General features: G+C 66.8%; 13 protein-coding genes. 3 read left to right on the top strand and 10 right to left on the bottom strand.

The window, feature by feature from the left end:
• Positions 1-70 precede the first annotated feature (70 nt).
• Positions 71-616, top strand: a complete 546-nt coding sequence (locus QTH91_RS06485; RefSeq protein ID WP_286659184.1) for a MarR family winged helix-turn-helix transcriptional regulator — start codon at positions 71-73, stop codon at positions 614-616.
• 12 nt (positions 617-628) lie between these two features.
• Here QTH91_RS06485 and QTH91_RS06480 read toward each other — a convergent pair whose 3' ends face one another.
• The 4 genes from QTH91_RS06480 to QTH91_RS06465 all read right to left on the bottom strand — a co-directional run bounded on the left by QTH91_RS06480 (position 629) and on the right by QTH91_RS06465 (position 4,849).
• Positions 629-1,438 carry an alpha/beta fold hydrolase gene (locus QTH91_RS06480; protein ID WP_286659183.1) on the bottom strand — a complete coding sequence of 270 codons (810 nt, stop codon included), beginning with the start codon at positions 1,436-1,438 and terminating at the stop codon, positions 629-631.
• A gap of 2 nt (positions 1,439-1,440) precedes the next feature.
• A complete protein-coding gene (locus QTH91_RS06475) occupies positions 1,441-2,451 on the bottom strand; it encodes a 3-hydroxybutyryl-CoA dehydrogenase (protein ID WP_286659182.1) in 1,011 nt (336 codons plus the stop codon).
• A complete protein-coding gene (locus tag QTH91_RS06470) occupies positions 2,438-3,514 on the bottom strand; it encodes an NAD/NADP-dependent octopine/nopaline dehydrogenase family protein (RefSeq protein WP_286659181.1) in 1,077 nt (358 codons plus the stop codon). The genes QTH91_RS06475 and QTH91_RS06470 overlap by 14 nt, the downstream gene beginning before the upstream one ends.
• Positions 3,515-3,655: 141 nt before the next feature.
• On the bottom strand, positions 3,656-4,849 hold the full coding sequence (locus tag QTH91_RS06465; protein ID WP_286659180.1) for a PLP-dependent transferase: 1,194 nt from the start codon (positions 4,847-4,849) through the stop codon (positions 3,656-3,658).
• Between the two features lie 47 nt (positions 4,850-4,896).
• Between QTH91_RS06465 and QTH91_RS06460 the strand changes: the two genes are divergently transcribed.
• On the top strand, positions 4,897-5,721 hold the full coding sequence (locus QTH91_RS06460) for a helix-turn-helix domain-containing protein (protein WP_286659179.1): 825 nt from the start codon (positions 4,897-4,899) through the stop codon (positions 5,719-5,721).
• A gap of 97 nt (positions 5,722-5,818) precedes the next feature.
• A complete protein-coding gene (locus QTH91_RS06455; protein ID WP_286659178.1) occupies positions 5,819-6,256 on the top strand; it encodes a VOC family protein in 438 nt (145 codons plus the stop codon).
• Between the two features lie 22 nt (positions 6,257-6,278).
• On the opposite strand, the gene QTH91_RS06450 is transcribed toward QTH91_RS06455, so the two are convergent.
• From QTH91_RS06450 to hflK, 6 genes are all read right to left on the bottom strand, one after another.
• The gene (locus QTH91_RS06450) at positions 6,279-6,803 is read right to left on the bottom strand and encodes a phosphoribosyltransferase (RefSeq protein WP_286659177.1); all 525 of its coding nucleotides are present in this window, start codon (positions 6,801-6,803) and stop codon (positions 6,279-6,281) included.
• A 58-nt stretch (positions 6,804-6,861) separates the two neighbouring features.
• Positions 6,862-8,193, bottom strand: coding sequence for an adenylosuccinate synthase (locus QTH91_RS06445; protein ID WP_286659176.1), 1,332 nt, complete (start codon positions 8,191-8,193; stop codon positions 6,862-6,864).
• Between the two features lie 25 nt (positions 8,194-8,218).
• Positions 8,219-9,373: an ATP phosphoribosyltransferase regulatory subunit gene (locus tag QTH91_RS06440; RefSeq protein WP_286659175.1), complete on the bottom strand. Its 1,155-nt coding sequence runs from the start codon at positions 9,371-9,373 to the stop codon at positions 8,219-8,221.
• Positions 9,374-9,451: 78 nt separating this feature from the next.
• Positions 9,452-9,640: a DUF2065 domain-containing protein gene (locus tag QTH91_RS06435; RefSeq protein ID WP_286659174.1), complete on the bottom strand. Its 189-nt coding sequence runs from the start codon at positions 9,638-9,640 to the stop codon at positions 9,452-9,454.
• Between the two features lie 45 nt (positions 9,641-9,685).
• Positions 9,686-10,597, bottom strand: coding sequence for a protease modulator HflC (hflC, locus tag QTH91_RS06430; RefSeq protein WP_286659173.1), 912 nt, complete (start codon positions 10,595-10,597; stop codon positions 9,686-9,688).
• 26 nt (positions 10,598-10,623) lie between these two features.
• Entirely contained in the window at positions 10,624-11,955 is a 1,332-nt protein-coding gene (gene hflK / locus QTH91_RS06425; RefSeq protein ID WP_286659172.1) for an FtsH protease activity modulator HflK, read from the bottom strand.
• Positions 11,956-11,970 lie beyond the last annotated feature (15 nt).

Here is an 11,970-nt window from a genome sequence, read left to right as displayed (position 1 = left end):
CTCCTTGAAAACCCTGGGACCGCAAGCCCCAAAGGCCGTATATTCTTTAGTCCTGAATCTATCCACAATCATGAATAACCCTAGAGATGCAAGCAGCGTGCCGGCTTCGAAGGCACCCAGGACGAGGCGGGCTGGTGCGGCGCAGGAGTTGCGTTTCGTCGAGGACTACCTGCCCGCCCTGCTGGCCCAAGCCAGCCACCTGATCTCCTCGGAATTCCATAAGGTGGCGCGGGAACAGGGCTTTTCGGTGTCCGAATGGCGCGTGATGGCCTCGCTGGCCGGCGGCACCGCCATCAGCATCGGCCGCCTGGCGCAGATCGCGGTGATGAAGCAGCCCACCGTCACACGACTGCTGGATCGGATGAGCACCAAGGGGCATGTGGAGCGCCTGCCCCACGAGAGTGATCGGCGCATCACGCTGGTGCGCATCACCGACGAAGGCGAGCGCACGGTGGGTCATCTGATGGAACTCGCCCGCGAGCACGAGCACCGGGTGCTGGAGCCCTTCGGCCTCCCATCGGCCGAAGCGCTGAAGGACACGCTGCGACGAATGATCGAGTTGCACGAACGCGCGCCTGATGCGGCGGACGACAACGAGCCGGACGACCTCGTCTAGTTCAGGTCCGGTTCAGCGCTGCGCCGCAATGAAGCGGCCCACGGCCTCGGCAAAGGGCCCGGGCAACTGATCGGGCAGCGGCACCATCGCGCCTTCGATGTCCAGGATGCTGGCCTGCGGCAGATGCGCCGCCAGCTCATGCGCATGGGCCGCCGCGAACGGATCCTGCGGCGCGCGAATGAGCAGCACGGGCAGCTTCACGCGCCCGATTTTCTCTTCCATGCGGTAGCTCGCCACCGCGCGATGCCCGCCTTCCACATCGCCGGCGGCCTTCAGGGCGTCAAGCACAAAAGCCTCGAGCAGTTCGGGCCTTTCTGGCGGATAGAACCCTTGCCGGTTTTGCCACATCTGCTGCAGGTGGGCGCCATCGCCGTGGCGCTCGACGCCGTCGATCGGTGGACGCTGGGCGCGCGCGGCCCGGAAGGCTTCGTCGGTGTACGGCGTGGACGACAGCACGAGAGAAGCCACGCGCGAAGGAAAGGCTGCCGCCATCTCCAGCGCGATGACGCCGCCCGTGTGATGGCCCACGACATGCGCCCGCTCGACACCAAGGGCGTCGAGCAGTTCGACCGCAACGCCGGCCCATCGCTCGATGCTCGGCGGCCATGGCGGCGGCGCCGAATCGCCGAAGCCCACGGTGTCCATCGCAATGGCATGAAAGCGCTCGCCCAGGCGCGGCAGCACATCGCGGTATTCGGCCCAGCTTCGAGGGCTCTGGTGCAGCAGCAGCACCGGCGGCGCGTCCGGCGCACCGGCGCTGGCGTAGTGCACCTGCCCGACCGACAGATCGGCAAAGCCGCGCCGGATGCTTGTCGGTGCCATGTTCAGCCGACCGTGGTGGACACCGGCGCGCGCCAGAGGCCGGCATGCCGCAGCATGCCCAGCGTGCGCAGCAGCACATCGGCTCGATAGGCGCCCACATCGCGGCCGGCGTAGTCGTAGAAGCCGCTGCCACTCTTCAGGCCCAGGCGCCCTTGCGCCATCATGCGATCGAGAATCGGCGGCGCCTGGTAGCGCGCGGCATCGACGCTGGCCGACATCTCCCGGCTGGCATGGTGCAGGATGTCGGCGCCGCCGAAGTCGATGAACTCCACCACGCCCAGCGCCGCAAAGCGCAGCCCGAGGCCGTAGCGCGTGGCCTTGTCGATTTCCTCGGCCGTGGCCGCGCCCTCCTCGATCATGCGGGCCGCCTCGTTCATCACCAGCGCCTGCAGGCGCGGCACGATGTAGCCGGGTGTCGGGCCGCACACCACGGGCAGCTTGCCGATCTCTTCCATCAGCGCCTTGGCACGCGCCAGGACGGCCGGATCGGTGCGCGGATGGTGGCTCAGCTCGACCACCGGAATCACATAGGCCGGATTGAGCCAGTGGATATTGAGGAAACGCTCCGGCCGATGCACGAACTCGGCAATCTGCGTCACCAGGATGCTGCTGGTGGTGCTGGTGAGGATGGCGTCTTCGGGGCAATGCGCATTGATCACCTCGAAGGCTTCGCGCTTGGCCTCCAGCGTCTCCGGCACGCCTTCGAACAGCAGTTCGACGGCTGAAAGCGCCTTGGCCGCCGCGTCGGCGCGCACCAGCTCCACGCGCGCCGAGATCGTCGGCACCAGATCCGCATCGAACATGCCCAAGGCGGCGAGCCCGGCGAGGCTGGCCTCGATCTCGCCCCTGGCTTCGGCCTGCAGGCGTTGCCAGGCGTCGTCGCTGCGCTCACGCAGGTCGACGAGCGACACGCGATGGCCGGCGTACGCGAAGGCAATGGCAATGCCGCGCCCCATCCTGCCGGCGCCGACTGCCGCCACGCGCGGCGAAGGCATGGAATCAGGCGCCGTCATGCAGGCGCTCTTTCAGTGCGTTCGGCGGCAGTTCGGCCAGGCCCAGCGCCTCCAGCGTGCGCGGCCCGCGGCGCAGGTCGCGCCCGAGGAAGCCGCCGACGATCGCCAGCAGCCCGTGTGCGATGGGCGCGTCCACGCCGGCGTAGCGCGCGGCCGATGCCAGGAAGGCCAGGCCGAGTTCGGTGTCCTCGGTGATGTAGCGATGGCCGTGCAGGTCGATGTTCTCGCGCCAGTCGCCCGACTTGACCAGCTTCTTGTGCGCGTCGCCATACATCCACTGGTCATTGTTGTAGTGGTCGGCCAGCGGATAGTGCGGCCCGCCGTGGCCCAGCGCCTCGCGCACGGCGATGCGCTCGGCATCGAGCCGGTCGGTGACGGCGCGCACGGCCGGCTGGGTGCCTTCGTTGTGGATGTCCCAGCGTTCGAAATGCTGCAGCGGCGCAGCGTTCATGACCATGAGCGGCGGGTGAATCACCGGCCCGGCATTCATCAAGGCGCCCGACAGCGCGTCTCCGCAGCCGTGCACGGCCGGATACGCCGCGCGGATTCGATCGATGGCCTCTTTTTCCTTGCGAGCCGGATAGACGCCGGTCGGCAGGCGGATCGCGCGGATGGTGACGTTCACCTCGCGATCGCCATGCTTGCGCGCCAGGTAGGGCAAGGTGCCGGTTTCGGCCCAGGCCACGTCGGCCTTGCTGCCCGCTGCGCGTGCAATCTGCGCCATCACGAAGCTGCCGAAGGTGCCCGGCGGAAGGAAGACCACTTGCCCGTCCACCAGGTGCGGCGCCATGGCACGCGCGATATCGGCCTGGGCGATGGCCGGCGAAGGGATGACGATCAGTTCCGCGCCCGCCAAGGCCGCGCCGATGTCGGGGGTGGCCAGGGCAATGCGCACGTCGCGCTCGCCTTCGGCGTCCTTCAGGCGGATGGTCGAACCCGCCTCCTGCACGGCGGCAAGCGCAGCTGCGTCCCGGCGCCAGAGGCGGACCTCGTGACCAGCTTCAGAGAGATCGGCGGCGGCGGCGTAGCAGCCGTGGCCTCCGCCCAGGATGGCGATTTTCATGAAGGAACACCCGTTGGTTGCAGTGACAACACATTACTTTTCAAATATTCATGTGTCAATCAGTTGAGTTCCGGGGCGTCCCACGATTCCGAACGCGTGCGGCCAGGGACCGCGGCCCAATCGCCGGCCAGGCCGGCTGGGTCAGAGTGCGTCGAGCGCCTGCAAGAGGTCTGCGCGGAGGTCTTCCACCGCCTCCAGGCCGACGGAGAAACGCACCAGCGTTCCCTGGTACGGCCACGCGGCGACGCTCGCGTCGCGCATCAGGCCGATGTCGTAGGGCACGACCAGGCTGATCGGGCCGCCCCAGGAATAGCCCAGGCGAAAGAGTTTCAGCGCATCGCAGAAGGCATCGACCTGCTCGGTGCCGTAGCGCTCGTCGAACACGACCGAGAACAGGCCGGCGGCCAGGTCGGTGGCGCCGCACAGCGCACGCCAGTTTTCGTGACCGGGCGAGTCGGGCAGCACCGGATGCAGCACCTGGGCGATTTCTTCGCGCTGCGACAGCCAGCGCGCCAGATCGCGCGCGCTCTGGTCGTGCGCGGCGTAGCGCAGCGCCATGCTGGGCAGCGAGCGCAGCACGGCCTGCACGTCGTCCACGCCCACGCCCAGGCCCAGGCGCATGTGCGTGAGCTTGATCTTCAGGTGCAGGGCCGGGTCCTGCGTGACGACGCTGCCCATCAGCACGTCTCCCCCGCCGCTCGGGTACTTGGTGAGCGCGTGCACCGAAACGTCCACGCCCCAGCCCTCGCCCTCCAGGTCGAAGGGGCGGAAGGCCAGTCCTGCCCCCCATGTGTTGTCGAGCGCGCACGTCACGCCGCGTTCGCGGCACAGGCTTGCGAGGGCCGACACGTCGGGAAACTCCATCGTCACAGAGCCGGCCGCCTCGATCCACACGAGCCGGGTGCGGGGCGACAACTTGGCTGCGAGGTCCGACGGGTCCAGGGCGTTGTAGAGCCGATGCGTGATGCCGTAGTTGGCCAGTTCTCCGGCCGCCAGGGCCTTGTTGGGGCCGTAGACGTTGTCCGGCAACAGCACCTCGTCGCCGGTCTTGAGCAGCGCCAGCGACACCAGCGAGATCGCGGCGAGTCCGCTCGGTGCCAGCAGGCAGTCGCTGCCGCCTTCCAGCGCGGCCAGCCGCTCTTCCAGCACGAAGGTGGTGGGCGTGCCGTGCAGGCCGTAGGTGTAGCCGGCCTTTGTCTTCCAGTCGCGCGCCCGCATGGCTGCCACGTCCTTGAAGAAGACGGTCGACGCCTTGTAGACGCCGCCCTGTGGAGCCTCGAAGCTGGAAGGCGGTGTGTAGGGATGGTGAATCAGGTCGGTGATGGGCTTGCTCATGGTGCGATGCTATCGTGCGGCCACACGCGCCCCTCTTCTCACAAACCATGCCGCAATTGACGCGTTCGCCCGTCTCGCCCCGGCTGCGCCTTTTCGTGCAGACGATGTGGGCGAGCGCCCCCGACGCCGGGGTGGCCACACCGAGATCGATGCGCGAGCATGTCCTGCCCACCGGTGCCACGCACCTCGTGTTTCGCTTGTCCGGGCCGCCGCTGCGCATCTTCGACGGCATGGAAGACCGGCTCGGCCACGCGATCGGCCAGGCGCTGGTCGGCGGTGCACGTGCAAGCCACTACCTGCGCGACGTGAGCACGCCGTCGGCGTCGGTGGGCGCCCTGCTGCGCCCCGGCGCCGCCCTGCTGTTGCTGGGCGCGCCGGAACATGAACTGGCGGGGCGGCACACGCTGCTCGACGATCTGTGGCGTGCGCAGGCCGCGTTCGCGCATGAGCGTCTGCTGGCCGCTGCGTCACTCTCTGACCAGCTCGACGTGTTTGAGCAGTTGCTGCTCGATCGCCTCGGCGAATCGACGCACAGCCTGGACCCGGCGGTCGCGCAGGCGATGCTGCCCTTGCGCCATGGCACTCTGCCTGTCCGCGCGCTGGCTGAACGCGCCGGCTGCAGCCACAGGCACTTCATCGACCTGTTCAGGCGGGCCACCGGACTTGCCCCAAAAACCTATGCGCGAGTGCAACGCCTCGATCGTGTGCTGGCACTGGCGGTCGATCCACGGCAGACCTGGAGCCAGATCGCGCTGGCCGCCGGCTACTCGGATCAGGCACACCTCTCGCGCGAGTTCGGGGCGTTGACCGGCCTCTCACCGCAGGCTTGGCGGATTGCCGCGCCGAGCGCACCGCGTCACGTCCCGCGCTGATTTGCGCAAACCGGGCCGGCGGTCAATTTCCTACAAGACGTCGAGGGCGCGGGCGCTCAGAATGAACCGCTCGAAAGCAAGACTGCAAGGATCGCCCATGCCCAGAGAAATGTTCCCCTACCTGTGCGTCCATGATGCCCAGGCGGCCATCGACTTCTACGTCCGCGTGTTCGACATGAAAGAGAAGTTTCGGCTCACAGAGCCCGGCGGACGGGTCGGGCATGTGGAGCTCGACTTCGATGGTGCGACGCTGATGTTGTGCGAGGAATTCCCCGAGTACGGGATTCGCAGCCCCAAGTCGATCGGGGCCACTGGCGTCACCCTCCACCTTCATGTGGACAACGCCGATGCGGTCGTGGAGCGTGCCTTGCAGGCCGGCGCCACGCTGCACATGCCGCTGGCCGATCACTTCTACGGCGAGCGTTCAGGCAGCTTCTTCGATCCATTCGGCCACCGATGGAACGTCGGCCACACCATCGAAGAAGTCAGCCCCGAGGAGATGCAGGAGCGCTACGAGCGCAATCCCGACGCCTGAGGGACAGGGCCCGAGACGGCCCTCAGACCGACCACTTCTCGATGAGCTTCTCGGGGCGCGTGGTGTCGTAGGCCTCGAAGGGCTGATGGATCCACGGGTTGGTGGCCAGGTAGTCCACCGAGTAATCGGGCGTGAAGGTCGACAGCGCCTTGGTCCAGATCACGGCACTGCGCAGTTCCGTGATGGGCGAGTAGTTGTTGCGCAGCATGTCCATCACCGCGTGAAGCGTGTGGCCGGAATCGGCCAGGTCATCCACGAGCAGCACCTTGCCGGCGATCTCGCCCTTGGGCGTCGTGATGTAGCGGGCGATGTCCAGGTGCCCCTGCTTGGTACCGGCATCGGCACGGTAGGAGCTGGTGGACATGATCGCCAGCGGCTTGTCGAAGATGCGCGAGAGCACATCGCCGGGCCGCATGCCGCCGCGCGCCAGGCACAAGATGGTGTCGAACTGCCAGTCCGACTGGTGGATCTTGATCGCCAGCTTCTCGATCAGGTTGTGGTACTCGTCGTAGCTGACGTAAAGGTGCTTGCCGTCTTCGGTCAACATGGCGGATGGGCTTTCGTGGTGGGTCGTCGGGACTGGGTTCGTGAATCGGACCGGGCGTTCAATCGGCCAGGTACGGGTGGCGCATCATGATGGTGTGGTCGCGATCCGGGCTGGTCGAGACGACGTGCACCGGCACGCCGGTCACCTGTTCGATCCGCTGCAGGTAAAGACGGGCATTGACTGGCAGCTTGTCGAACTGGGTCACGCCCACCGTGCTCTCGCTCCAGCCTTCGATCGTTTCGTACACGGGGATGCAGCGCTCGATCTCGTCCGCGCCCATCGGCAGGATGTCGATGTGTTCACCGTCGAGCATGTAGCCGGTGCACAACTGCAGTTCCTTCAAACCATCCAAAACGTCCAGCTTGGTGATGCAAAGGCCGGACAGTCCGTTGACCTGCGCCGAGCGCTTGAGCAGCGCTGCGTCGAACCAACCGCAACGGCGGCTGCGACCGGTGGTGACGCCCTTCTCGGCGCCCACGGTCGAGAGGTGATAGCCCACCGTGCCGGGCGTGGCCCAGTCCAGTTCGGTCGGGAACGGCCCGCCGCCCACGCGGGTGCAGTAGGCCTTGGTGATGCCCAGCACGTAGTGGAGCATGCCGGGGCCCACGCCCGAGCCGGCGGCGGCGTTGCCGGCCACGCAGTTGCTGGAAGTCACATACGGGTAGGTGCCGTGGTCGACATCGAGCAGCGTGCCTTGTGCGCCTTCGAACAGCAGGTTCTCGCCGTGGCGATGGGCTTCATTGAGCTCGCGCGACACGTCCGCCATCATCGGCTTGAGAAGTTCGGCGTGGCGCATCGCCTCGTTGTAGACCTCGTCGAAATCGATCGGCTTGGCGCCCAGTACTTCCACCAGCACGTGGTTGTGCAGCTCGAGCAGGACCTTGAGCTTGGCGGCAAAGCGCTCGGGATGCTTGAGGTCCTGGACGCGCAGCGCGCGGCGGGCGATCTTGTCTTCGTAGGCCGGGCCGATGCCGCGACCAGTGGTACCGATCTTCTCGATGCCGCCCTTCTCGCGATAGGCCTCGCGCGCGATGTCCAGCGCGGCATGGAAGGGCAGGATCAACGGGCAGGCTTCGCTGATGCGCAGGCGCGAGCGGACCTCGACGCCGGCCTTCTCCAGGCCTTCGATCTCCTCGAAGAGCTTGGCCGCCGACAGCACCACACCGTTGCCGATGTAGCACTTGACGCCCGGGCGCATGATGCCGCTGGGAATGAGGTGCAGCGCCGTCTTGACGCCGTTGATCACCAGCGTGTGCCCCGCGTTGTGGCCACCCTGGAAACGGACCACGCCCTGGGCGCTTTCCGTCAGCCAGTCGACCAGCTTGCCTTTGCCTTCGTCGCCCCACTGGGTACCGACGACGACCACATTACGTCCAGTGGTTGCGCTCATGTTCACGTTCCGGATTGCTCGAGATTCAAAGGGGTTTCACTTGCCATTGGCCGCCGTGCTCGACGAGCTCGCGGTCGCAATGGAATTCATCGACTTCGCTGTCATGGCCTGGCAGTACGCACACGACGGTCTCGCCCTTGCCGCGCAGGTCGGCAATGGCGGCACGAAGCCCGTCGCCGTCGCGCCACGGAGCGCGGATGGCTGCACGCAGCGGCCGAGGTGCAAGCACCCCGACGAATTCGCGCACGTCCAGGCTGAAGCCGACGGCGGGCCGGTTGCGGCCGAAGACGGCGCCCACCTCGTCGTAACGGCCGCCACGCACCAGCGCGTCGGCGGCGCCCGGCACGTAGATGCCGAAGCGCATGCCGCTGTAGTAGGCCCAGCCACGCAGGTCCGCCAGGTCGAAGCTGACGCTGGCGGCGCCATCGACCATCCGGCCCATGCGGCGCAACTCGTCCAGCGCGGGCGCGACCCCCGGCACATGGCCGATGCGCCGGGCCGCCTCGTCGAGGACTTCGGCGTCGCCGTACAGCTCGATCAAGGCGCGAAGGCCATCACGCGAGGCGGCAGGAAAGTCCTGCGTCAGCTCGCGCAGCCTGCTCGCATCCTTGGCAGCGAGCGCTGCGTGGATGCGGGCGATGGCGGCAGCATCATCGGTTGCGCCGGCAAGCAGTGCACGCACGATGCGCGCATCGGCCAGGTCGACGATCGCGCCACCTTGCAGACCGGCGGCACCCAGGCAATCGAGCGCCAGGTGCAGGCTCTCGATGTCGGCCTCGATGCCGGCATGGCCATAGATCTCGGCGCCGAACTGCAGCGGCTCGCGAGTGGCATGCGGTCGATCGGGGCGGGTGTGCAGCACCGGGCCGCAATAGCACAGGCGCACCACGCCGCGGCGGTTGAGCAGGTGAGCGTCGATGCGCGCAACTTGCGGCGTCGTGTCGGCGCGCAGGCCGAGCGAGCGACCCGACAGCTGATCGACCAGCTTGAAAGTCTGCAGGCCCAGTGCTTCGCCCGTGCCGGACAGCAAGGATTCAAGATGCTCGAGCAACGGCGGCATCACCAGCTCGTAGCCATAGCCACGGGCGGTGTCGAGCAGTTGGCGTCGGAGTTCCTCGATGTGGCGCGCCTCGGAGGGCAGCACATCGGCGATGTGATCCGGAAGGACCCAGGCAGACATGTGAAGACGAAGGAACGTGTGTGTCCCTGCGGTTAAAACAGGGATTCTACAGGGCCGATCGAGGGCCCCGATCTGCCGTCAGTTGGCGAGAAGCCAGAGCAGCACCAGACCCAGGGCGATGCTGCACAGGCCGAAGAAGCGCAATTGCCCGTCACGCAATTGCATCAGCTGCGTAAAACCACGGCGCCAGCCACCCGGTGACAGGAAGGGCCAGAGCCCTTCGATGACCAGAACCAGCGCCAATGCGCTCCAGAGCGTGTCGCCCACGACGCGGCAGCAACCGGATGTTGGTTCGCCAGGACGCGAGGCCGATCAGCGCCGTGGTGCCGCGGCGGCACCCGTCACCGAGCTTGGGCCCTGCATCGCGCCGAAGAAGTCCGAGCTCTTCGGGTCGAGCACCATCACGTCGCCCTTCTTGCCGAAGGACTGGCGATAGGCCTCGAGGCTTCGATAGAACTGCGCGAATTGCGCATCGCGCCCGAAGGCCTCGGCGAAGATCGAGTTGGCCTGGGCGTCACCCTGCCCCTTGATGTTCTGGGCGTCGCGATACGCGTTGGAGACGATCACCTCGCGCTGGCGGTCGGCGTCGGCGCGGATCTTTTCACCTTCGGCGAAGCCGGTGGAACGCAACTCGTTCGCCACGCGCTTGCGCTCGGCTTCCATGCGGCGGTAGACCGATTCGGTGATGGCCTCGACATAGTCCACCCGCGTGATGCGAACGTCGACCACGTCGATGCCCCAAGGCTTGGCGCCCTTGACCACTTCGAGCACCTCACGCTTCACGTCGGCCATCAGCTCTTCGCGCCGAACCGAAATGAGGTCACGCACGGTGCGCTTGTTGACGTTTTCCTGGAACGCGTTGCGGACCACCCGGTTGAGCTGGCTCGCGCCAGCGTTCTCGTCCAGACCGACGTTGCGGATGTAGGCCGACGGGTCGGTGATGCGCCAGCGCACATACCAGTCGATCACGACGCGCTGTTTCTCGGCCGTGAGCATGGGCTCGGTATCGAGGCTGGCCAGCGTCAGCAGACGCTTGTCGATGTACGACACGTTCTGGAAAGGAGGCGGAAGCTTGAAATTGAGCCCCGGCTCGGTGATGACGTCCTTGATCTGCCCCAACGCGTAGACCACGCCGAACTGGCGCTGGTCGACGACGAAGAGTGTCGAGCTCAAAACCATGAGCGCGATCAGGAAGGAGGTGGCGATGAATCCGATTCTGTTCATGTTCTGCGGCGCCTGTCGTTCCTGGCTCAGCGGGAGTCGCGATCGCGCGAACGGCCGTCGCGGATGCGCGTTTCATTGGAGGCGGGGTAGCCCGGAGGCGGCGGCGGCGTGCTAGCCGCCGGTGCCGTCGTGGTCTCGGTCGAAGTCGCGCCGGGCGCGGCGCCCGAGGCTTGCATCAGCTTGTCCAGAGGCAAGTACAGCAGGTTGGAGCCCTGCCTGGAATCGACCAGCACCTTGCTGGTGTTGGCGTAGATCTGCTGCATGGCATCGATGTACATGCGGTCACGCGTCACCTGCGGGGCCTTCTGGTATTCGGCAAGCACCTGCTGGAAGCGCTGCGCATCACCCTGCGCCGTAGCGACCACGCGCGCCTTGTAGGCCTGGGCCTCCTCGATGAGGCGCGAGGCCGTACCGTTCGCGCGAGGCACGACGTCGTTGGCATAGGCCTGCGCCTCGTTCTTTGCCCGCTCGCGCTCCTGGCCAGCCTTGAGCACGTCGTCGAATGCGGCCTGAACCTGCTCAGGCGGGCGCACGCCGCCTTGCTGCAGGTTGATGCCCACCACCTCGACACCGACGCTGTAGCGGTCGAGGATGCTCTGCATGAGATTGCGAACGCGGGGTGCGATCTGGTCGCGCTCCTCGGCCAGAGCGGCATCCATCTTCATCTTGCCCACCACCTCGCGCACGGCGGTTTCCGCCACCTGCACGACCGTCTCGGCCGGCGCCTTGGATTCGTAGAGGTAGGCACGCGCGTCGCTCAGGCGGTATTGCACGGCGAACTTGATCTCGACGATGTTCTCGTCCTCGGTGAGCATCGCGGATTCGCGCAGCCCGGTCGAATGAACGATGGTGTCGCGTCCCACGTCTGCGGAACGGATCTGCGTGACCACCACGATCTCATGGCGCTGAATCGGGTAAGGCAGGCGCCAGTTGAAGCCCGCACCCACGGTCGACTTGTAGCGGCCGAACTGGGTGATGACGGCTTGGGAGCCTTCCTGAACGATGAAGAAGCCGGTGCTCAGCCAGATGAGCAGCGCCACGACCACCACCAGGCCAAGGCCGAAGCCCGCGTTTTTCATGTCCGGCTTGAAGTTGCCGCCGTTGCCGTTGCCTCCCGACGACGGCGGTTGGCCGCCGCCCCGCCCGCCGAACAGGCCACCGAGCTTGCGGTTGAAATCGCGCCACAGCTCATCCAGGTCCGGCGGGCCCTGGTTCGGGCCCTGGCCGCGCGGCCGTTCGGGCGGCGCCGGCGGCCGGCCCGGAGGCTCCGCATCGGGACGGTTCGCATTCGGGCGATCACCCTCCGAAGAGGAACCCTCATCGCCCCGGCCCCAACGACCATCGTTCAAATTGAACATGCCGCGAAACCGTCC

This window comes from Variovorax dokdonensis, from assembly GCF_030316895.1.
Lineage (GTDB): Bacteria > Pseudomonadota > Gammaproteobacteria > Burkholderiales > Burkholderiaceae_C > Variovorax > Variovorax dokdonensis.
This window is presented reverse-complemented; position numbering and strand designations above follow the sequence as displayed.

Bases quoted from the DNA above. Each gene is read 5' to 3' on its own strand.
- QTH91_RS06485 (WP_286659184.1), top strand. From the start codon at position 71: ATGAATAACCCTAGAGATGCAAGCAGCGTGCCGGCTTCGAAGGCACCC.
- QTH91_RS06480 (WP_286659183.1), bottom strand. From the start codon at position 1,438: ATGGCACCGACAAGCATCCGGCGCGGCTTTGCCGATCTGTCGGTCGGG.
- QTH91_RS06475 (WP_286659182.1), bottom strand. From the start codon at position 2,451: ATGACGGCGCCTGATTCCATGCCTTCGCCGCGCGTGGCGGCAGTCGGC.
- QTH91_RS06470 (WP_286659181.1), bottom strand. From the start codon at position 3,514: ATGAAAATCGCCATCCTGGGCGGAGGCCACGGCTGCTACGCCGCCGCC.
- QTH91_RS06465 (WP_286659180.1), bottom strand. From the start codon at position 4,849: ATGAGCAAGCCCATCACCGACCTGATTCACCATCCCTACACACCGCCT.
- QTH91_RS06460 (WP_286659179.1), top strand. From the start codon at position 4,897: ATGCCGCAATTGACGCGTTCGCCCGTCTCGCCCCGGCTGCGCCTTTTC.
- QTH91_RS06455 (WP_286659178.1), top strand. From the start codon at position 5,819: ATGCCCAGAGAAATGTTCCCCTACCTGTGCGTCCATGATGCCCAGGCG.
- QTH91_RS06450 (WP_286659177.1), bottom strand. From the start codon at position 6,803: ATGTTGACCGAAGACGGCAAGCACCTTTACGTCAGCTACGACGAGTAC.
- QTH91_RS06445 (WP_286659176.1), bottom strand. From the start codon at position 8,193: ATGAGCGCAACCACTGGACGTAATGTGGTCGTCGTCGGTACCCAGTGG.
- QTH91_RS06440 (WP_286659175.1), bottom strand. From the start codon at position 9,373: ATGTCTGCCTGGGTCCTTCCGGATCACATCGCCGATGTGCTGCCCTCC.
- hflC (WP_286659173.1), bottom strand. From the start codon at position 10,597: ATGAACAGAATCGGATTCATCGCCACCTCCTTCCTGATCGCGCTCATG.
- hflK (WP_286659172.1), bottom strand. From the start codon at position 11,955: ATGTTCAATTTGAACGATGGTCGTTGGGGCCGGGGCGATGAGGGTTCC.